The following is a 20,736-nucleotide window of genomic DNA, read 5'->3' on the forward strand; positions in this document are numbered from 1 at the left end:
TACACTCCTGGCTCATCGCCTGGAGAACCGGCATGCAGATCAAATGGTTGGATGACCTCTTGGCCATCGCCGAGTGGAAGAACTTTTCCCGCGCCGCCGAAGTGCGCTGCGTGACCCAGTCGGCCTTGTCGCGGCGCATTCGCTCATTGGAAGAATGGGTGGGTGTCGAGCTGGTCGACCGCGGCACCTACCCGGTGCAACTCACCGCCGCAGGGGTCGCCTTTTGCAGCGAAAGCCGCGATGCCCTCGCCGGCCTCATGCGCCTGCGCGCCAGCCTGCGCGAAGTGGAGCGCATGCCGGGACGCTCGATCCAGGTGACCGCCGGCCACAGCCTGTCGATGACCTTCCTGCCCAAGTGGCTGGCGCAGTTCCAGCGACACGCCGAGCAGTTCAATGCGCGGGTGGTGGCGGCGAATATTCATGATGCGGTGATTGCACTGGAGGAAGGCAGCTGTGACCTGATGATTGTCTACCACCACCCGCTGGCGCCTATCCTGCTGGACGCGGAACGCTTTGGCAGCCTGGCCCTGGGGCATGATGCATTTATCCCGCTGTGCGCACCGGACAAACGCGGCCGGCCGCTCTATCGCCTGCCGGGAAATGCAGGGAAACCCGTGCCGCATCTGGCGTACACCGCCACGACGTTCCTGGGTCGGGTTGCGGAAATCGTGATCAAGAATGGCCCTGCCCCCGCGGTGCTGGAACGCTGCTACGAAGCTGACATGGCCATGCTGCTGATGCGCATGGCGATCGAAGGTTACGGCGTGGCGTGGCTGCCGCAGAGCGCGGTGGTCGATGAGCTTGAACGTGGCGTGCTGGTGCGCGCCGCAGGTGAGGAATGGAGTACGCGTCTGGAAATTCGCTCGTACTGCGCGATTGAAAACCAAAACCCGACGATGCGGAAGTTGTGGCGCACACTGGAAGGCTGGCGGGCGGAAATTTGATACAGCGGTAAAAATCGCGACTTTATCTTGCGTATTGACATATCGGTAAATCTCGATATCCTCGCGACATGGACCTACTCGAAATATTCAAAGCCCTCTCAAACCGTACTCGACTCGAAATCCTGAAAGGTTTGAAGGATCCCGAAAAGTACTTCCCGCCACAGGATGAAGGGGACGTTCATACCGTGGGCGTCTGTGTCAGCAGTATTCAGGAGGGCGTCGGGCTGTCGCAGTCAACCGTGTCTGATTATCTGGCCACGCTGCATCGGGCAGGCCTGATCGAAACACGGCGCATTGGCCAGTGGACCTACTACAAGCGAAACGAAGCAACCATCAGTGCGCTTGCCGAGATCATTGGCAAGGACCTGTAATTTTTTGCTCCAGGATATCGAGATTTCCCGATATCCCTTTTTACCGAAACGAGGTGATGCAATGAAAGCGCAGATACTTAAGTCGTTTGGCAACCCGGATTCGTTCGAACTCTGCGAGGTGCCCAAGCCGGTACCGCACACCGGGCAAGTGCTGGTTCGGGTTCACGCAACGTCCATCAACCCTTTGGATTATCAGGTGCGACGTGGCGACTATGCCGACCTGGTGCCCCTCCCCGCCATCACCGGCCACGACGTCTCCGGTGTTGTCGAAGCCATCGGGCCGGGCGTGACCAACTTCGCACCAGGCGACGAAGTCTGGTACACCCCGCAGATCTTCGACGGCCCCGGCAGTTACGCCGAATACCATGTAGCGGCCGAGAACATTGTGGCAAAGAAGCCTCTCTCGTTAAGCCACCTTGAGGCGGCCAGCCTGAGTCTGGTTGGCGGTACCGCATGGGAAGCGCTGACCGTGCGCGCGGCACTGCGGGTGGGCGAAAGCATCCTGATACATGGCGGCGCTGGGGGTGTCGGCCATGTGGCAATCCAACTGGCAAAAGCTATTGGTGCAAAGGTGTTCACTACCGTGCGCGAGGCTAATGCTGAGTTCGTTAAACGCATGGGCGCCGATGTGATCATCGACTACGAAAAGGAAGACTATGTCGACGCCATCATGCGGGAAACGGCTGGCCGTGGAGTCGATGTGGTATTCGATACCCTCGGCGGCAACACACTGTCGCGCAGCCCTGATGCGCTCGCGCAAATGGGCCGTGTGGTCTCGATCGTGGACATCTCCCAGCCGCAAAACCTGGTCCAGGCCTGGGGCAAAAATGCGAGTTATCACTTTGTGTTCACGCGGCAAAATCGCGGCAAGCTGGATGAGTTAAGCAGCTTGGTCGTACAGGGTCAGTTGCGCCCGCATGTCGGCGCGGTCTATGCGCTTGCCGACATTGGACTCGCCCATGCGCGGCTGGAGAGCCGCAACAACGGCGTCCAAGGGAAGATTGCGATTGCCGTCGCGCCTATTGAAGGCGCCACGCCATGATTTACGAGATCGCCCTGCTGCCCGTTCACAAACAACACATCGATGCATTCCGACTGGCATTTGCGGAGGTCGCACCGTTGCTCAGCCGCGCGAAAGGCTACTTGGGCCATTTGCTCGCGCAAGGCATCGAAACGCCGGAGCGATTCAACCTGATCGTGCGCTGGGAATCGCTCGAAGACCACACACCGGGCTTCGAAGCGAGTGAAGACCATCGGGTGTTCATGTTGGGGCTGGAGAACTATTTTTCGGACGAGCCGCAGGTGTATCACATTGAGGGGCTGGAGTTTGCTGGATGCGCCGGCTTGTGCCTATCGACTCAACATTCAAGGCTTTAAGCAGGGTGCCGCTGGAATCTGCTTCCAGTGCGAGAAGTCTTCTTCCAGAAACTCACTCAACGCATCTATTTTGTCGGCGTAAAGCGCCCGCAATAGCTCAGCCAAACCAGGAGGCAGCGCATGGCGACTGCCTTCGAACACCGGCTGCGAAAGTTCACAGCGATGCGCATCGGTAAAAAAACCATCCAGCCCGATATGGTTCAACACCCGATTAGCCAAAACCACGGGATCTTTGACGATCTCCTCATAGCGCGCAATCAGGAGTTGCTCCCGTGGATAGACCCCCATCCAGTTCTTCAGGCAAGTCGCATAATCGCCCCGTAGCAGCGACCCTTGTGATTTAAAATGATCTATAAACCACTGATCAGAAGCCTCCGAATACTCCATCTCAGCCCTACGCAAAGCCATGCGTGCCGATGACCACGCACGGTCCATGGGGTTACGCATGAGAAAAACGATGCGTAATGCAGGAAAATGAGAGTAAACCTCTCTAATGGTTTCCGGCGACAGGATGGCGTAAGCAGGCGTGATGTCGCCGGCAGTTCGACCCTCGACATTAAACAAGCCGTGATACCAAGCCACGCCGTTGGCGATGTTTGAATCCCAGAAGTGAACTTCCTTACCACCGGGAAAGCAAATCGATGGGTGTTTATTCAATACTTCATACAACCAACTGGTACCGCTTTTTTGCGCGCCGATACCGACAAATTTCAACATTCCGTCACCTTGCCAACGACCATTCTGGAGCGCATGAAAAGTCCACGACGCCCACGCCGTACTGCGTATGCTCCGAATTCACTCTGAAACACAACGCGTCCACCACTCTGTGCAGGTGCCGAAAACCTTCCCCGCAATCACCGGAAACGCCAGCATTAAGAAAATACAGGCCTTCATTCAGACGGCATACAAAACTGTATTCGACCGTCAGTACCGAACCGGCAGCAACAAACTCAATACCTTCGGTGATGCGCTTGGCTGACGTCCCCCCTCCAAGTTCAACGCCAGTGGTGGTCTTGATCAACATGCCGAAGCGTACGTGACTCGCATCCTGTTCGAACGCAACTTGATACGTATACAAATAGGTCTCTCCTGCCTTCAGGCAGTTGACCTTTTGCCGGCGTGCATTGAGCAATCCAGGATTGGCAATCACCGCACCGCGTGCCTCATACGAAAGCACTGCTTTGGAGAGCAGATGGGGATCAAAATAATCGCTTGCCAAGCCGGAGTTCGCATCAAGCGCCGGGGCGTCAACCTCAGCCACCGATGTAAACTCGACCGAACCGGCCATCATCTGCTCGCGCATTTCTTTCGCTTTAGCGGGCGAAGCGTTCAGCATGCGCTGGTACTTACCGACAATAGCCTTGGGGGTTCCCTCCGCTACTTTCTGTCCGCCATCCAGCAAGATCGCACGGTCACAAAGCGCTACCACTGTGTCGCTGGCATGGGACACGAAAAGAATGGTCGCGCCCTGAGACTTGATACTTTCTATTCGGGCAAAGCATTTACGCTGGAAGAGCTCATCCCCTACCGCCAACGCCTCATCGACAATCAAAATCTGGGGGTCAACATTGATTGCAACGGCAAAGGCCAGGCGAACCATCATCCCACTGGAATAGCTCTTTACCGGCCGATCGATGAAATCCCCAATCTCTGCGAACGCCTCGATAGAGGCAAAGCGAGCAGAGGTTTCAGCGTGGGAGAGCCCGAGGACGGAGGCGTTCATGTAAACGTTTTCGCGGCCGCTGAATTCCGGGTTGAATCCAGAGCCTAACTCCAGCAATGCCGCGATTCTGCCATGGGTCGACACCTCTCCCTCAGTCGGCGTCAGTGTCCCGCAGATCATTTGCAGCAGTGTGGATTTACCACTGCCATTGCGGCCGACGATACCCACGGTCTCCCCTTTGTTAACAACAAAGGAAACATCATCAAGGGCAACAAACTCCGTATAACAGCGCTTCTTGCGGAACACCTGCAACAGCCGCGCCCTTGGGCTGTCGTAAATCTGGAAACGCTTGCTGACATTCCGAACTTGAATGGCGATCTCAGAGGGCATCTGTAAACACTCCATGTGTCTTCTGGAAATATGCGAAGCCTGTCCGACACACCAAAAACATGCTGGAAGGTACTGAAGCAGCCCCGTAACGCCAAGCATCTTGCCTCAAATCAAGACAGTGCGGAATTACTCGACAAGGAATCCATGAGTACGACGACCGCAAGCCTCATCACAAGCCAGGCCCACTGAAGGCGTCAGATCACTCCTTTCAGCAATCACACCGTGCACTTGGGTTGCCAGGGCAAATCCAAGGCAAAAAAAGCCTGCATCTCTGCAGGCTTCTTTTTATGTCGCTATCTGGCTCCGCGACCTGGACTCGAACCAGGGACCCAATGATTAACAGTCATTTGCTGGCTGTTAGGCGCAACGGTGCCACGCAAGAACGTGGTGGAGATCTAGGGTTTCTGCATAGCGTGAGCCGCATAAGCGCAGCACGCCACGAAAATTAGTTGGGTTGGATTGGGTTGTCAAAGCGTGGCAAGGCAATGACCAGCAGGAAAAGGAGGCGCACTCTGTCAGCTACCGAGCAATCTTCATGCTTCACTTAACTTCCTGACCAACGTAGCCGCCATGAGCTTCAACGTTCTGCTCTCTGCCTCAAACCCCTCATCTAGAGCCCGCATGACCTGCGCCCTGTCAATGTAGCCAGCCAAAAAACAGACTCAATTGATTCAATTGCATGAATGACAACCGACTCCTCTCTAGCTTTTAAAAGCGTTAGTACAACACGCAACGCCCGCTCATCATTCGAGTCACCAAGAGACTCCGCGCACCGACCTCGCCAATCCGCTTTACCCCATGCCTTGCTAACAGGCACGCGACTCACTAGTGCCTAAAGATGATTGATTTTGCGAAGTCTGCATACTTATAAAACCAACTCAACGCAAACAAAATCGAGAATGGCATTCCCAACCATACAAATACCACATCAAATTCCACCTCAAACCCTGCAGAAATAAACAGGACTGGTAACAATGCCAGCAGGCATCCTATGGAAAGCATTACGACTAAAACACCCGCCGCCATTATTGCTGAGGACATCAACTTACTTACCGTCACCCTTAGCCTCCTCGTAAAAGCCGTAGCCCTTATAACCCACTCCGCCGACATACACACCTAGCGCAGTACCAAATGGCGTTTTCGTGCCTAACAACGGAATGAAAAAATTAATATCCATCTTCGGAACCAAAACCCCGAAGATCGAACCCTTCCTCAATCCATCCGAAGCTCCCATCACGAGAGGGACTTTCCCAAAGCCAGCACCGGCGGAAAGTAACGTATCCGCCCCCTGGTAGACCAATGGACCATCCATCCACCTTTCTCGATGGACTTCGCATCAGCATCTTTTTGCGAAGCTGCCGCCAGAACACCGACTATTTGAGAACTCATAGCTAGCAGATTCTTATCACCGCTAACCAACGAATCCAAGTGAACTACAGCCGCTTCGTTAATACCCGCCGCCAGCGCGCCGGTCTTGAAGTCCCCACCGGTCGCCTGGGCAAGTAACCCACCGACCATCGCATGCACCAATATCTTCGGCGGGTAACAGCATCAAGCGCGGCCAGGTAGCGGCTGATGCTCGATTAAATTTCTTCCATTCGCCGCCTTAGTTTGACGCTAGTGAAGTTGCGGTCACGACTGTTGACGGCCTTGAATTTACTTGCGTCGATGGAAACCAGGTTTTCTCCGAACAATGCGAGCGGCTGACAGAGCACAACGAACTGACGACAGACGCATCGGATGGCCTTGCTGTTGTCCTTTCGGAAGTTGGCGATGGTCTTGAAATCCGGCATTAAACGACCCGTCAACCACATCAACTCAACGTTGCGTTGAGCTTCTCGCTCCAGGCGTCGGCTCGATTAGATGCGGTTGAGATCGCCATAGATATAGACCTTCAACAGTACCTCAGGGTGGTATGCAGGTCGGCCCGTAAGAGCAGGAACAGCACCGTCGACACCCAAATTGACCAGGTCGAGTTCGTCGACGACGACGTCGACTATACGCACCGGGTTGGTATCGCTGACGTAGTCGTCGAGGCTTTCGGGAAGTAAGGTGCCTTGACCTCTGTGCTCCCCTTGAATAAAGCGCTTCACGAGACGATCCTCTTGTGGAACCCGAATGTTGGATGCTGCTGTGAAGATAGTGAAATCTACCCGTTTTGACGATGTCGACCACGATTTAGGGTATGAGTACCGTGGTCATAATTACAGCGTGCTGAGCGATGGGGGTATGTTCCTGATCAGAACTTACGACGACGAACCAGGATGTGCGACTGTCGTAAGTCCGACCACGGCGCATGCCAGCGGCAACCTTAGACAGCTCATCACTTTCTTGCAGACGGATTTTGGGGGCTCTAGGATCTACCTCTACAAGGCCGATTTGGGGCGTTATGCTGAGATCGACCTTGAAACGTTGGAATTCCTTCCCATTTGAGTTCGGCGGCGATAGCACGGTTGGTGTTTTTACACACTCTGGGCCGTTAACTGCCCTGCGCGAATAACAGAGCTTGATAGGTATCAGCCCTCACCTGCAATCGACCGACCAGAGCTGATCAAGCCTAGTTGTATAGCTCTGACTCATCATCTCTCGACGCATGCCCCAATCCGGATCAACCGGCACACTGGCCGAGCGCAGTGTCCCCCTGCCCCAACGCTCGTTGATTTGATCCAAAACCGTCATCACCCGTGTTGCCTCTACAAACGGTGACGTGGCGAAAAGATCATTCGTGTAATCGCCAGGTTTGCAAAGGTTGAGCAGCATTACTGACACCTTCATGCGGGTCACACTGCGCGCCTTGATCACCCCGGAGAAATCCAAGGCAAAAAAAAGCCTGCATCTCTGCAGGCTTCTTTTTATGTCGCTATCTGGCTCCACGACCTGGACTCGAACCAGGGACCCAATGATTAACAGTCATTTGCTCTACCAACTGAGCTATCGCGGAATGCGCCGTATGTTACTGATTGAAAAGGAGAAGTCAAGCTTTCTCTGGCATTCGGCGCGATTAAATCGGATGACCGGTTGAAACCGCGTGCTCCCTGGCCAACTCCAGCCAGGCCAAGGCAGCCGGCGGCAGGTGGGCGCTGGTGCGCCAGGCCAGGGCGATGTGCCAGTCGGTGTGGGGTTCGTCCAAGGGGATCAGGGCGATGCCGGCGTGTTGATGCTTGTACGCCAGCATGCGTGGCACGAAGGCCACGCCCAAGCCGGCGGCGACCAGGTCGATGATGAAGTCGATCTGCCCGCTGCGGGCCGTCACCTTGGGGGTCACGCCTTTGCGCTCGCAGGCGGCGAGGATCTTGGCGTTGAGGGCGAAACCGGCTTCGAACAGGATGAACGGCGAATCGGCCAGGTGGGTGAAGTCGATCCGCTCAAGGTGGGCCAGCGGGTGGCTCATGGGCAGCACGGCCATCAGCGGCTCATTGCGCACGGGCTGGTAATCGAAATCTTCGTCCACCGGCAACAGCAGCGCCGCCAGGTCGACCTCCCCCGCTTCCAGGCACTCGCGCAGCTTTTTGCTGCCGTACTCGGTGAGCTCGATGTCGATGTCCGGGTAGCGGCTGCGGTAGGTCGCAAACATCGTCGCGAACAGCACACCGCAGCCCACCGGCGGTAGGCCGATGCGCAGCACGCCACGCTTTAAACCGCGCAGGTCGTTGATCTCGGCCACCAAGTCGTTGCGCTCGGCGAGCAGGACCAACGCGCGACGGTAGGCGATTTCGCCGGCGGCGGTCAGTTCGTTGCGGTGGCCCAGGCGATTGAGCAACGGTGTGCCCAGTTCATCTTCCAACGTCTTGACGGCCTTGCTGACGGAGGACTGGGTCAGGGACACCACCTCCGCCGCCTGGGAGAAACCACCCTGGCGCACCACTTCGACAAAGGCGCGTAATGTTCTCAGGTTCATCAGTATTCCTTTGGCGACTGACTACCATCGATAAAAGTTGTTTTTATCATGCCAGAGAAATGCCTATCCTGCCTGCACCTTGCCTTGTGGAGCCCCTAATAATGATCATCTCCTCCGCCTCCGACTACCGCGCCGCCGCCAAGCGCAAGCTGCCGCGTTTCCTGTTCGACTACATCGACGGCGGCGCCTACGCCGAACACACGCTGCGTGCGAACAGTTCGGACCTGGCCGAGATCAGCCTGCGACAGCGCATCCTGCGCAACGTGGACAACCTGAGCCTGAAGACCACGCTGTTCGGCCAGGAACTGGACATGCCGGTGATCCTCAGCCCGGTGGGCCTGACTGGCATGTACGCACGACGTGGCGAAGTGCAAGCGGCCAAGGCGGCGGCAAACAAGGGCATTCCGTTCTGCCTGTCGACGGTGTCGGTGTGCCCGATTGAAGAGGTGGCGTCGCAAAGCGCTCGGGCGATCTGGTTCCAGCTGTATGTGCTCAAGGACCGTGGCTTCATGCGCAACGCGCTGGAGCGCGCGCAAGCCGCGGGCGTCACCACACTGGTATTTACCGTGGACATGCCAACGCCTGGCGCGCGTTATCGCGATGCGCACTCGGGCATGTCCGGGCCGTTCGCGGCACAACGGCGAATGCTGCAAGCCGTCACCAAGCCGCAATGGGCCTTTGATGTGGGGTTGATGGGGCGCCCCCATGATCTGGGCAATATCTCCAAATACCTGGGCAAACCCACTCACTTGGAAGATTACATCGGCTGGCTGGCGAACAATTTCGACGCCTCCATCAGTTGGAAAGACCTGGAGTGGATCCGCGAATTCTGGAAAGGCCCGATGATCATCAAAGGTATCCTCGACCCCCAGGACGCCAAGGACGCGGTGAGTTTCGGCGCCGATGGCATCGTGGTCTCCAACCATGGTGGTCGCCAGCTGGACGGCGTGCTGTCCACCGCCAAGGCCCTGCCTCCGATTGCCGATGCCGTGGGCGATGACCTCACGGTGCTGGTGGATTCCGGCATCCGTTCCGGGCTGGACGTGGTACGCATGCTGGCCCTGGGCGCCAAGGCCTGCCTGCTGGGTCGCGCGACAGCCTATGCGCTGGCCGCCGACGGCCAGCACGGCGTGGAAAACCTGCTGGACATCTTCGCCAAGGAAATGCGCGTGGCCATGACCCTCACCGGTGTGACCTCCATCGCGCAGATCGATCGCTCCACCTTGGTTTAACCCTGCTGCTCGACGATCCCGCGGGCCTGGCGGCAAGACGGTGGTGCCGGCGGCCGTCTGGCGTCCCATGGCGCCATGGGCAGTGGTGTGCGGGTGATGGGCGGCGCTTATTTTATCTGTGGTGTCATTCCGGCGTTGTTTATTCGCGATAAACAGTGCGAACCACAGAAACTTCAAGACCACCGCCGAGTTGCCAATTAACTGGCGTCATCCTTCAGCGACTGTTTTTGGCGGTAAAAACAGTCGATTGATTTATAAGACTTTTTATTAAGTTGAACCTCTCTGGCATGAATCTCGCTCTAACTCTGTTCTAGCAGGTAAGGCGATGACAAGACGTGCGGCAGTGCCCAGGGGTTATAACCCATTGCAAAGCGGTCTAGACTGTTACCTATGTTTTACGGAACTGAAGGAACAGTAAGACGCTTGGCACTCGCCACTCTCATTGAGCCTGTAAGACAGCCAAGTGCTTAGAGGCCGATCGTTTATGAAAACACCCACCCAGACCAACGCAATTGACTTCGATACTGCCAAATTGCAACGCCTGGGGTTTGGTCAACCATCTCTCGTACCACGTCGCCCCACCACCCTTGCCCAACTTCGCCAGCAACTGGGCCTGCAATTGCAAACCAGCCTGGAGCCGGAGCGCATCCTCGGGGTGTTCTTCCGTGAGATCCAGCGCCTGGTGCCCTTGGACGCCTTGCAATACCGCCATCAAGCCAGCGATTTGCGCCTGGAGTTCGGCCATCGTGGCCACCATTCTGTGAGTTACAGCCTGAGCCATGAAGGCGAGCACCTGGGCGAGCTGATCTTTCGTCGCAACCAGCGCCTGGCCGAAGAAGAACTCGGCCAACTCGAATCCCTGCTGGCCACCCTGCTCTACCCGATGCGTAACGCCCTGCTCTACCGCGCCGCCACCCGCAGTGCCTTGCGCGACCCGCTGACCGAGACCGGCAACCGCATCGCCATGGACCAAACCCTGCAACGGGAAATCGACATGGCGCGCAGGCACCTCAACCCGCTGTCCTTGCTGATGCTGGACATCGACCACTTCAAGACCATCAACGACACCCACGGCCACGCCGCTGGCGATAACGTGCTGCGCGCCGTCGCCGCGGCGATCAAAGGCCAGTTGCGCAATGTGGACATGGTGTTCCGGTTTGGCGGGGAAGAGTTTCTGATCCTACTGTCCAACACGGGTCGCGATGCGGCGGCGATGGTTGGCGAACGCCTGCGCCAGGCGGCACAGACCCAGGATTACTGGGCGGATGACACGCGGATTGAATTGACGGTGAGCCTGGGTTGCTCGACCTTGCTGGCCGCTGAGTCCGCCGAAAGCCTGCTGCGTCGGGCCGACAGCGCCTTGTACGTGGCCAAGCGCGAAGGGCGTAACCGCCTGGCGATGGCGGGGTAAGCCCCCGCCATCACCGTTACATCACGCTTCGCTGACGACCCGCGCCTGGCGCTCGCGCACCACGGCCGGAGCTTTTTCTTTCTCCAGACGCATGCAGCTTTCCAGGAACAGGTACATGTAGTCGTAGCTCTTGCACACGGCTTGGCGCAGCTCCGTCTGCAATTCCTTGGACGGGTTCATCCCGGCCAGGGTGCAGATGATTTCCAGCGCTTCCCATGGGTGCGCATCGTCATACTGGGCGTGCATCTTCAGCCACTTCATCGCACGCTTGCGCTCTTCCTCGGGGAAAGCCGCCGCATAGACGCCGGTCGAACACACCACGGCGGACCATTCCCCGGTAGCCCCTTCGATCGCATAGTTGGTCGCGGCAATGGCCACGATCAGCGAATCGGCGGAGCTGGTGTGCCAGCACCAATGGCTCAGCGCATGCAACTCCGGCGGCACGTTCTGGGCCTGCAGGTCCTCCAGGCTGACCCCGTGGGCACGGGACCAATGCACCCAATAGTCGGCGTGGTTGAGTTCCACACGAATATTGCGCATCAGCCAGCGGCGCGCCATATCCTCCCCAGGATGGCGGGCAAATTTGGTCTTGGTGAGGTTCTGTGCCATGTACAAGGCAAACTGTTCCACCACAGGCCAGCCACCAATCAGGTAATGGCGCATGGTCTTGGCACTGAGCGAGTTGTCGCGCATGCGCTGGTACAGTTCGTGTTCGACAACGCGGCGCTTGCTCTCGCTACAGTCCAGGATCAGTTTCTGAGCCCAGGCCGGATAACTGGAGGCTTCCATAAGCGGGCCGGTTCTGATGAAGGTGTCGATCACTGTTAAGGCTCCTTTTTAAGTGTGATTGTACAGACCAGCAAATGTTTCAGCGGAATGTGCCGGGCGCCTTGAATAACAGAGGCTGCGGCCGCACAGGTCGACACTGCAAGCTATCAAAGGTAAACAATTGCGGTCGTTCAATCAGGTAGCCCTGAGCGTAATCCACACCAATTTCGAGTAATGCCTGTTCGATTTGCGGTGTCTCGACAAATTCAGCAATTGTGCGCTTACCCATGACGTGGCCGATGTGGTTGATCACTTCGACCATCGCGCGGTTAATCGGGTCGTCCAGCATATCCTTTACGAAACTTCCATCGATCTTCAGGAAGTCTACAGGTAAATGTTTGAGATAGGCGAATGAGGACATTCCGGCACAAAAGTCATCCAGCGAGAAATGACAACCTAAGGCTTTGAGTTCATTAATAAAGCGGATCGCACTACCCAAGTTTGCAATAGCACTGGTTTCGGTTATTTCGAAACAGATCATGCCCGGCGGAATAGTGTATGTATGAAACTTCTCACGTAAAAAACCGAGGAAGTCATCATCCCCAATGGTGATGCCTGACAGGTTGATCGCACACATGGCCATGGGAAGCCCCGGCCGCTCCTGCATGCACCGGTTGATGATCTTGAACACATTTTCCACCACCCAGCGGTCCAGTGACGTCATCAGACCGTAACGCTCGGCGGCGGGGATAAAGCTGTCGGGCAGGATGATGCGTCCGGCCTCGTCGTGCAGCCGCAGTAGGATCTCAATATGCCCATCGCCACCATTGGTCTGCCCGAGGGGCGAGATTTCCTGGGCGTACAGGCAGAACCGGTTCTCTTCCAACGCCATGTGCAGGCGCTGCACCCAGGCCATTTCGCCAAAGCGCAGCGACAGTTCCGAGTCGTCGGCGTGGTACACCTGCACGCGGTTGCGGCCCTTTTCCTTGGCCATGTAGCACGCCATGTCAGCGGCGCGCAGTGAGGTTTCCAAGGTGGTCGGGGTGTGCCCCAGGTGCACCAGGCCAATGCTGACGGTGGTCATGAACGGCCGGCCCTTCCACACAAAGTGCAGGTTTTGCACGGTGTGGCGCAGGCTCTCGGCAATCTTTTCTGCCACCGCCGCCGGGCAGTTTTCCAGCAGGATGCCGAATTCATCTCCGCCCAACCGCGCCAGGGTGTCGCCTTCGCGCAGGTCCGACTGCAGCAGCGCACAGATATGCCGCAGCAACTCGTCCCCCGCCGCGTGGCCGCAGGTGTCGTTGACCAGCTTGAACTGGTCGAGGTCTAGGAACATCAATGCATGGCGCCCGCCATTCTGCTGGGCGGTGGGATGCAGTACCTGTTCCAGGCGGAATTCGAATTCGCGACGGTTGGCCAGGCCGGTCAGGGCGTCGTGGGTCGCCTGCCAGGACAGGTTGGCGATGTATTGCCGCTCCTGGGTCATGTCATGCAACACCAGCACCGCCCCCGTGACCTTGCCGGTGCTGCGGATCGGCGCGCCCACCAGCGTCACCGAGACCGTGCTGCCATCCAGGCGCTGGATGGTTTTGGAATGCTCGCTGCCGCCGCTGAGTTGGCCCTTGACGATATGTTCGATCAGGGTAAAGCCGTCTGGTTGCGCATTGTCATCCAGCAGGTTGAACAGCGCAGCCAGGGGCAGACCTTGAGCCTGGGCCGAATTCCAGTGGGTCAGCGCTTCGGCCGCCGGGTTCATGTAGGTGATGGCGCCGTCGACATCGGTGGTGATCACCCCGTCGCCAATCGACTCCAACGTGATCTGCGCACGCTCTTTCTCTTGTTGCAGGGCGTCGGCAAACGCGTGGCGCTGGGTCAGCAGCTTATGGGTGCGCAACAGTGCCAGCACGATCAGCCCCAGGGCCGTGGCCAGGTTGGTGATCAGCAGCAACCGCAGGATCATCCGCGAGCCTTCGCCCAACGCATCACTGAACGCCTTGGCAGCCGGCGTCACACCTTCGTTGATGCCAACGATATGTGCTTTCCACTGGCGTACGTCGTTGGCGCTGACCTGATCACGGGTGATCGCGCCGTGCATTTCACGGGCGAGGTCATCCAGTTGCATCAGGTAGCCATCGCCCACTGCCCACAACTCGATGGCTTTTTCCAGGTAGCTGAAATGACGAAAGTTGAGGTACAGCCAGATCAGGTTGGACACGTCATCCGGGTGGTTGCCGCCCTTGAGAATACCCAGGCGTGCGGCGCTCAGGTCAGGGGTAGGACGGTCCAGGGCAGTGCGCAGTTCGTGGCCGCCCTGAGGCACGGCAATGGCCTGCTGATATTTGAGGTAAGTGGTTTCGTCGCGGCTATCGGCGTACAGCGTCAAGTAATAGATGGCGTCCTTCTGGCCTTTGGACCACAGGCTTTCACCGGCCACATAGCCACGCACTGCCGAAAGCACGTAGAGACTGACGCAGCCCAACAATGCCTGGAACAGTACAACGGCGATAAAGGGCCAGACGATGCCCAACAGTTTTGGCGTTCCGAGAGTCCGCTTTTGCTTCATGAAGTCCCTTGCACATGCACTGCTGGATACGCACGCGAATATCCGCTTCCGATAGCTCAGCCCAGGCTAAATCAACGCACTTGTTGCAAGTGTCCATAGAGTTTGGCGTACAAGCCGCCATCGGCAATCAATTGCTGATGATCACCGTCCTCGGCAATATGACCGCCGTCGAACACCAATACTCGATCTGCCTGCTTAACCGCCGACAGGCGGTGGGCAATGATCAGTGTAGTACGCCCGCTCAGGAAGCGTGCGAGCGCCTGATGCAGGTTGTACTCGGTGGCGGCGTCCAAGGCGGAAGTCGCTTCGTCGAGGATCACGACCTTCGGCTCGGCCAACACCATCCGCGCAATCGCCAGGCGCTGACGCTGCCCGCCGGAAAACCGCACGCCGGAACGCCCCACCACACTGTCCAAGCCCAAGGGCAGTGACTTGACGGTAGCATCCAGTTGGGCAATTTCCAGTGCCTGCCAGCACGCCTGGTCACTGCGCTCACGGCCCATGGTCAGGTTGGCGCGCACGGTGTCATTGAACAATGCAGGGTGTTGCAGCACCACGGCGACATTTTCGCGAATCGTCTCCAGGCCGATTTCCTGCTGGGTGGCACCACCAAAACGGATAGTCCCGGCCTGGGGCGTGTAGAGGCCGAGCAAGAGTTGCACCAAGGTACTTTTGCCACCGCCGCTGGCGCCGACGATTGCCACCTTCTCGCCGGGGGCGATGGCCAGGTTCAACTGGTCAAGCACCAGGTCTTCGCCATAACCGAAATTGAGTCCACGTACTTCGATGCCGACGGTCTCACGCCCAACGAATGGGTCTTCGCCCCCGGCGTATTGCGGCTCATCGGCACGCGCCAGCAACTCATTGATCCGCGTCAGCGCCCCGCCCGCCGCGTAATACGCGTATTGCAGGTTCAGCAACTGTTCCACCGGGCCAATCATGAACCACAGGTAACTGAACACCGCGAGCATCTGGCCGATGGACAGGTCGGAGAACAGCACGGTGAGCATGGCCGCTGCGCGAAAGATGTCGATACCGAACTGGAACAGCAAACCACTGGCGCGGCTGGAGGCGTCGGTTTTCCACTGGGAATGGATCGCGTAGTCGCGCACTTCCCGGGCACGCTGGCCCAGACGCCCCAGGAAGAACCCCTGGCGATTGCCAGCGCGGACTTCCTGGATCGCGTCCAGGGTTTCAGTCAGGGCCTGGGTAAAACGTGAAGTGCTGTCGTTTTCCAGCTTCTTCAGGTGTTTGACGCGCTTGCCCAACTGCACCGTGGCATAGATCACCAGCGGATTGAACAGCAGGATCAGCAGCGCCAGTTGCCAATGCATCCACACCAGGATCGCCGAAGTGCCCACCAGCGTGAGCATGGCCACCAGGAACCGGCTCAGTGTTTCGCCGACGAATTTGTCCAGCGTGTCGAGGTCGGTGACCAGGTGCGTGGTGACCGTGCCGCTGCCCAGGCTTTCATACTCGCCCAGGGAAATACGCTTGAGCCGCTCGATCAGGCGCACGCGGATGCGGTACACGATGTCCTTGGCCAGCCGCGCAAACAGCCGCGCCTGCACCACGTTGAACACCAATGCGCCGCAGCGCAGGAACAGGGTCACCAGCAGCATCAGCCCGATATAACCGGCCGCTTTCTGCCAGCCCAGCGGCAGCGCGTGGTTCATCACGTTGAGGGCTGCGTCGCCGTGGCCCAGCAGTACTTCATCCACCAGCAGGGGCAACAGCAAGGGGATCGGTACGCTGCACAGGGTCGCCAGCACGGCGACGCCGTTGGCGATCCACAGGGATTTCTTGTGACGCAGGGCCAGGCGGCGAATTTCCGCCCAGGTCAGGCGATCGGTGCGCTGGGCGGGTTCATGCACAGGTGGCTCGCTCCAGCCATCGGCCCAGCAAAGGCGACAGCTCGGACAGCGGCTGGTAACCGTTGGTCAGCAAGGCCAGTTGACCATTACGCTCGGCCAGCAGCGTCGGGAAACCGGCGATGCCCAGGTCCTGCACCCAGGTGAAATCGGCCGCCGTGGCCGCATGCTGCTCGGCGCGGTCGAATTCGCCGGCGAACTCGATACGCGGGATCCCCGCCTGCTCGGCGAGTTCCACCAACACGCTGGCGAGGGTCACGTCGCGGCCTTCGACATAGAACGCACGCTGGATCAGCCCCAGCAGCTTCCAGGCGCAATCCGGCGCCAGGCTGCGGGCGGTGACAATTGCCCGGCACGCCGGCTCCGTGTCATACACAAAACCGTCGGGCAACGCGCCTTCACGTTTGAACGGCTGGCCGGTAGCGTCAGTGACCGCCTGCCAATGCTCCAGAATGTAGCGCCGGGTGGTCGGCTCCAGTGCCGCGCCACTGCCGGTACGCAAGCCGCCCACCACCAGGTGCAGCTCCACACCGGCCGCCTGGGCCTGCTCCACCAACGCTTTGGCCACCGGGGCAAAGCCCCAGCACCAGGAACACATCGGGTCCATTACATAGAGCAGGCGCGCGGACATGGCTCAGGCCTCGGAAGGAGTTTGCTTGTAGTTGAAGCCAATCGGGTGCGGCAGGTTGCGGGCCTTGGCCAGCTCGATCTGCTTCTGCCGGTCGATCGCACTGCGACGGGTCTTCTCCGGCAGCTTATCCCAGCAATGCGGGCAACTGATGCCCGCCACATAATGCTCGGAGGCGCGGTCGTCGACACTGACGGGTGTGCGGCAGGCATGACATTGATCGTAGTCGCCTTCGCTCAAGTCGTGGCGCACGGTCACGCGATTATCGAAAACAAAGCAGTCGCCCTGCCACTTGGTTTCTTCCTGCGGCACCTCTTCGAGGTACTTCAGGATGCCACCCTTGAGGTGATAGACCTCGTCGAAGCCTTCGCTGAGCATGTAGCTCGACGCTTTCTCGCAGCGAATGCCGCCGGTGCAGAACATGGCGACTTTCTTGTGCTTGGCCGGATCGAAGTTGGCTTTGATGTAGTCGGGAAATTCGCGAAAACTGGTGGTTTTCGGATCGATCGCGCCTTCAAAGGTGCCGATGGACACTTCGTAGTCGTTACGGGTGTCGATCAACAGCACCTCTGGGTCGCTGATCAGCGCGTTCCAGTCCTTCGGGTCGACATAGGTACCGACTTTCTTGTTCGGATCGACGCCTTCGACGCCCAGGGTCACGATCTCTTTCTTGAGCTTGACCTTGGTGCGGTAGAACGGCTGGTCGTCGCAGTAGGACTCTTTGTGGTCGATGTCGACCATGCGCGGGTCGTTCTTCAGCCAGGCCATCAGGCCGTCAATGCCTTCGCGGCTGCCGGAAACGGTGCCGTTGATGCCTTCTTCGGCGATCAGCAAGGTGCCTTTGATGCCGTTGTCGACCATCGCCTGCAGCAGTGGCTCGCGCAGGGCGACGTAATCTTCGAGGGTGACGAACTTATACAGTGCCGCCACGACAATCGGTTGAGTCATGGGTGTTCTCTCCAGGTGGCTACCCTCGTAAGGGGTGAACCGGATGCTAAAAACGCGAACCACGTCGCGCGGCGCGCATTCTAGCAAAACCGCGACGCCACCGCATCGACACTCCGTTAACGATATTTCCCTGACACGCTCACGCCTTTGGCTGACCTCGGCCCGAGCCACCTGCGTGATAGCGTCTTGCGTCGCCCAGTGGATCCACCTTTGGGCTCACAGGAAGATCGATGACATGGAAACCTTAAACCGTTCGTTATTGGCCAGGCTGGTGGAACAGCCCGTTACTCCAAGTGTTGGGAAGGTCGACTTCACCACTGCCATGGATCTGCTCCGCTTCACCAGCGTCTTCGACATCGTCGAGCTGCCCGAGGCCGAGTTCATCCGTCGACTGGCCCAGTACAATGATGACGACGGCGCCCAGGCTTATACAAACGCATGCTCCTACACCACTCAGTTGCAATGGCTGTACGACCAACAACCATTGAACACCCCTCATGCCCGTAGCAAACGCGACCTTGAGCCGAGCGCGCCCAGCCTGCTCAATGAGGACTGGGGCAATGCCTGCCACCCCGATGCCATCGCCGCTATCGATTCGCCTGTCGCCTACCTGCGAGCACTGTTTCTTTTTGCAACTCAGCTTGAAAAAAACGGCAAGGGAACGAAAACCAAAATCCTCTTGAGCCAACGGCGCCCAGAGCTGAAAAATTTACCGATTGACCACGACACGACCTTTGCCCAGCGCCCGCTGCTGACGCTGATCGATGACATGTTGCGCAAACAGATCAAACTCCATCACCCGCAGGAGAAGGTGCGCGCGCTGCTCAGCAAGCAACGCTACCCCTTGACACTGCCTTACCACCATCATCACCTTCAATGCCGCCTGGGACTGTCGGGAACCCAGCACGCCTTGGGTGAATTGAATTATCGAATCAGCAAGCGGCTGCCGTTTGACGATGCCGGCAGCACACGGTATGGCACGGTCAAAGCGCGCAACAATGACGTGCAATGCCTGCTAAGCGAACTGAATCCCCAACAGCAAGAACTGTTGACGCAGCCACACGTCACGGGAAGCACTCTGTTTGAAACCTACTTTGGCAGACCCAGTGCTCCAGAAAACCTTGACGACTTTCTGAAATGTACGGCGCTGGACACTACCCAGTTACAAGCCCTCCTGGCGCAAAACAGTTTCGCCGCCCATGCCTCCCTCTCGGCGTCTAAACAGTTGCTGACCTATGGTGCCCGCTATGTCAATGGCACAGACCGCCTGCCCAAGCTAGAGGTTGGCCAATCCGCCGACGGGAAAACAGCGACACTACTCAATACCAGCCTCGATCGGTTCGACCGTCTGCATCGGATGATCCGCCTGCAAAAGTGGATCGATCTGCCATTCGCCGAACTCGATACGCTGATCGTCAGCACCATGATGCTTGAGGGCACAGCCAACGCCGATCTTCAGATAAGCCACACCACCCTGCGCGCACTGGGGGTCTACCGCTACCTTCGTGGGCGCTACAGGCTCAAGCCGCTGGAATTTTCGGCGTGGCTGGATCGCCTACCCGTGCAGGCCAGCGCCAACGAGCCTGCCTTATTCGATCAGGTGTTCAATCGCACACTGTTGTCCGAGCGACCGTTACCGCTGGACGACCAAACCTTCGATTCGCATACCCGCCAGCAGCTTTGCGCCGCGTTGGCGTTGAGTGATACACCGGACTCGCTGCAACTGCTGACAGACGCGTTCCCCAACCCTCTCCACAGGAACCTGGTCACGTACTCCGGGATCTATCGCCTGGCACGCATTGCCCAGGTTTTCGGCCTTTCTGTCTTGCACTGTAAACAACTGGCCGACCTGCTCGGCCCGTCCACCTGGAGCAAGCTGGCCAACCCCACATTAAGCACCGAGATGGATTTTCTCGATGTGCTCATGCGATTGGACTGGGCCGTCACCTGGCTCAGGGACAATGACACCAGCGTTACGCAGTTGCGCCAGCGATTACTGCTGGAACCCGTCGCTGATAACCCGGCGCTCAAGCGCTGGGTCGATTTACTCCCAAAGGGACTTGAGGCGTGCATCCAACAGTTTTTGGAAAACCCGGCGCCGGCCCTCTACAGCAATGAGCTTAAGCGCTACTACAGGCTACATTTCAAAAAAACGGACACTGAGCCCACCCACCTGATCCTGCTGGCGCCGGATATCACCACGCTGTTGCCGTTGCCGGTTAACAGCACGTCACTGCGTCAATTACTGATCAACCCCCATTGGCTGGACAGCGAAAAATCCCCCACAGAACTGGTCGAGCTGAGCCTGGGCACGCTCTATCTGTTGCAGCGTTTCAGAGACTGCTGCGAGAGGTATGGCCTGGCACAGGACAGCCTATTGGAGTATTTCGAGAGCGCCAACAGCAACGGGTCTCAAACCCTCGATACCCGGCTAAGTCAATGGTTGGGGTGGGACGAAAAAGAACTGAGGGCGCTCACTGAGACCTTGCCCACACACAGGGTCAAGTCCATGGACCAGCTGGATTGGATCATGCGCTGCCGGCAAGCCTGCACCATCACCCGCCTCGCCAGCCAAATGCTGCTCGACGCCAGCGAGCTGGATACCGCCAGCGACTTCAATAAATGGAAGCTCGTGGGCGAAGCCATCATCGCCGCACGTCAGTAAAGGCTTT

General features: G+C 58.1%; 17 protein-coding genes, 1 tRNA gene and 3 pseudogenes. 8 read left to right on the top strand and 13 right to left on the bottom strand.

Features of this window, described 5'->3' with window-relative positions; genetic code table 11:
* Nucleotides 1–32: 32 nt before the first annotated feature.
* The 4 genes from PF1751_RS19070 (at nt 33) to PF1751_RS19085 (ending at nt 2,692) form a co-directional block, all read left to right on the top strand.
* On the top strand, nt 33–944 hold the full coding sequence (locus PF1751_RS19070; protein WP_021490775.1) for a LysR substrate-binding domain-containing protein: 912 nt from the start codon (nt 33–35) through the stop codon (nt 942–944).
* A 68-nt stretch (nt 945–1,012) separates the two neighbouring features.
* A complete protein-coding gene (locus PF1751_RS19075; RefSeq protein ID WP_010208932.1) occupies nt 1,013–1,315 on the top strand; it encodes an ArsR/SmtB family transcription factor in 303 nt (100 codons plus the stop codon).
* Between the two features lie 61 nt (nt 1,316–1,376).
* Nucleotides 1,377–2,357, top strand: a complete 981-nt coding sequence (locus PF1751_RS19080; RefSeq protein ID WP_044287579.1) for a zinc-dependent alcohol dehydrogenase family protein — start codon at nt 1,377–1,379, stop codon at nt 2,355–2,357.
* On the top strand, nt 2,354–2,692 hold the full coding sequence (locus tag PF1751_RS19085; protein WP_010208929.1) for an antibiotic biosynthesis monooxygenase family protein: 339 nt from the start codon (nt 2,354–2,356) through the stop codon (nt 2,690–2,692). Before PF1751_RS19080 ends, PF1751_RS19085 begins: the two co-directional genes overlap by 4 nt.
* On the opposite strand, the gene PF1751_RS19090 is transcribed toward PF1751_RS19085, so the two are convergent.
* The 5 genes and pseudogenes from PF1751_RS19090 to PF1751_RS19125 form a co-directional block, all read right to left on the bottom strand.
* Complete coding sequence (locus PF1751_RS19090; RefSeq protein ID WP_010208928.1) at nt 2,681–3,409, bottom strand: sulfotransferase family protein; 729 nt, start codon at nt 3,407–3,409, stop codon at nt 2,681–2,683. The two genes, PF1751_RS19085 and PF1751_RS19090, sit on opposite strands and share 12 nt — an antisense overlap.
* 4 nt (nt 3,410–3,413) lie before the next feature.
* Nucleotides 3,414–4,745, bottom strand: coding sequence for an ABC transporter ATP-binding protein (locus PF1751_RS19095; protein ID WP_010208927.1), 1,332 nt, complete (start codon nt 4,743–4,745; stop codon nt 3,414–3,416).
* A gap of 1,045 nt (nt 4,746–5,790) precedes the next feature.
* Nucleotides 5,791–6,057: a hypothetical protein gene (locus tag PF1751_RS19115; protein WP_010208925.1), complete on the bottom strand. Its 267-nt coding sequence runs from the start codon at nt 6,055–6,057 to the stop codon at nt 5,791–5,793.
* Nucleotides 6,033–6,287: pseudogene (locus tag PF1751_RS29940) on the bottom strand (hypothetical protein); the annotation flags it as partial. The pseudogene PF1751_RS29940 and the gene PF1751_RS19115, both read right to left, overlap by 25 nt.
* Before the next feature lie 44 nt (nt 6,288–6,331).
* A pseudogene (locus tag PF1751_RS19125) lies at nt 6,332–6,838 on the bottom strand (transposase); the annotation flags it as partial.
* A 25-nt stretch (nt 6,839–6,863) separates the two neighbouring features.
* Here PF1751_RS19125 and PF1751_RS19130 point away from each other — a divergent pair.
* Nucleotides 6,864–7,178, top strand: coding sequence for a hypothetical protein (locus PF1751_RS19130; protein ID WP_021490784.1), 315 nt, complete (start codon nt 6,864–6,866; stop codon nt 7,176–7,178).
* Nucleotides 7,179–7,268: 90 nt separating this feature from the next.
* Here the strand turns inward: PF1751_RS19130 and PF1751_RS19135 are convergent.
* The 3 genes and pseudogenes from PF1751_RS19135 to PF1751_RS19145 form a co-directional block, all read right to left on the bottom strand.
* Nucleotides 7,269–7,517: pseudogene (locus PF1751_RS19135) on the bottom strand (DUF4113 domain-containing protein); the annotation flags it as partial.
* Nucleotides 7,518–7,610: 93 nt separating this feature from the next.
* Nucleotides 7,611–7,686: transfer RNA gene (locus PF1751_RS19140), tRNA-Asn, on the bottom strand.
* A 60-nt stretch (nt 7,687–7,746) separates the two neighbouring features.
* Complete coding sequence (locus PF1751_RS19145; protein ID WP_021490785.1) at nt 7,747–8,643, bottom strand: LysR family transcriptional regulator; 897 nt, start codon at nt 8,641–8,643, stop codon at nt 7,747–7,749.
* A 101-nt stretch (nt 8,644–8,744) separates the two neighbouring features.
* Between PF1751_RS19145 and lldD the strand changes: the two genes are divergently transcribed.
* Both lldD and PF1751_RS19155 read left to right on the top strand, forming a co-directional pair.
* A complete protein-coding gene (gene lldD / locus PF1751_RS19150) occupies nt 8,745–9,875 on the top strand; it encodes an FMN-dependent L-lactate dehydrogenase LldD (protein WP_021490786.1) in 1,131 nt (376 codons plus the stop codon).
* A gap of 484 nt (nt 9,876–10,359) precedes the next feature.
* Complete coding sequence (locus PF1751_RS19155) at nt 10,360–11,286, top strand: GGDEF domain-containing protein (protein WP_010208916.1); 927 nt, start codon at nt 10,360–10,362, stop codon at nt 11,284–11,286.
* Between the two features lie 21 nt (nt 11,287–11,307).
* Here PF1751_RS19155 and PF1751_RS19160 read toward each other — a convergent pair whose 3' ends face one another.
* From PF1751_RS19160 to trhO, 5 genes are all read right to left on the bottom strand, one after another.
* Nucleotides 11,308–12,075: an iron-containing redox enzyme family protein gene (locus tag PF1751_RS19160; RefSeq protein ID WP_197999029.1), complete on the bottom strand. Its 768-nt coding sequence runs from the start codon at nt 12,073–12,075 to the stop codon at nt 11,308–11,310.
* Nucleotides 12,076–12,154: 79 nt separating this feature from the next.
* Nucleotides 12,155–14,617, bottom strand: a complete 2,463-nt coding sequence (locus PF1751_RS19165) for an EAL domain-containing protein (RefSeq protein WP_021490788.1) — start codon at nt 14,615–14,617, stop codon at nt 12,155–12,157.
* Between the two features lie 71 nt (nt 14,618–14,688).
* Nucleotides 14,689–16,491 carry an ABC transporter ATP-binding protein gene (locus tag PF1751_RS19170; RefSeq protein WP_010208913.1) on the bottom strand — a complete coding sequence of 601 codons (1,803 nt, stop codon included), beginning with the start codon at nt 16,489–16,491 and terminating at the stop codon, nt 14,689–14,691.
* Entirely contained in the window at nt 16,484–17,086 is a 603-nt protein-coding gene (locus PF1751_RS19175; RefSeq protein ID WP_175439633.1) for a DsbA family protein, read from the bottom strand. Before PF1751_RS19175 ends, PF1751_RS19170 begins: the two co-directional genes overlap by 8 nt.
* 36 nt (nt 17,087–17,122) lie before the next feature.
* Complete coding sequence (gene trhO / locus PF1751_RS19180) at nt 17,123–18,064, bottom strand: oxygen-dependent tRNA uridine(34) hydroxylase TrhO (RefSeq protein ID WP_010208911.1); 942 nt, start codon at nt 18,062–18,064, stop codon at nt 17,123–17,125.
* Nucleotides 18,065–18,299: 235 nt separating this feature from the next.
* Between trhO and PF1751_RS19185 the strand changes: the two genes are divergently transcribed.
* Nucleotides 18,300–20,729: a Tc toxin subunit A gene (locus PF1751_RS19185; protein WP_010208907.1), complete on the top strand. Its 2,430-nt coding sequence runs from the start codon at nt 18,300–18,302 to the stop codon at nt 20,727–20,729.
* Nucleotides 20,730–20,736: the final 7 nt, after the last annotated feature.

It is taken from the genome of Pseudomonas simiae, from assembly GCF_000934565.1.
Taxonomy (GTDB): Bacteria; Pseudomonadota; Gammaproteobacteria; order Pseudomonadales; family Pseudomonadaceae; genus Aquipseudomonas; species Aquipseudomonas simiae.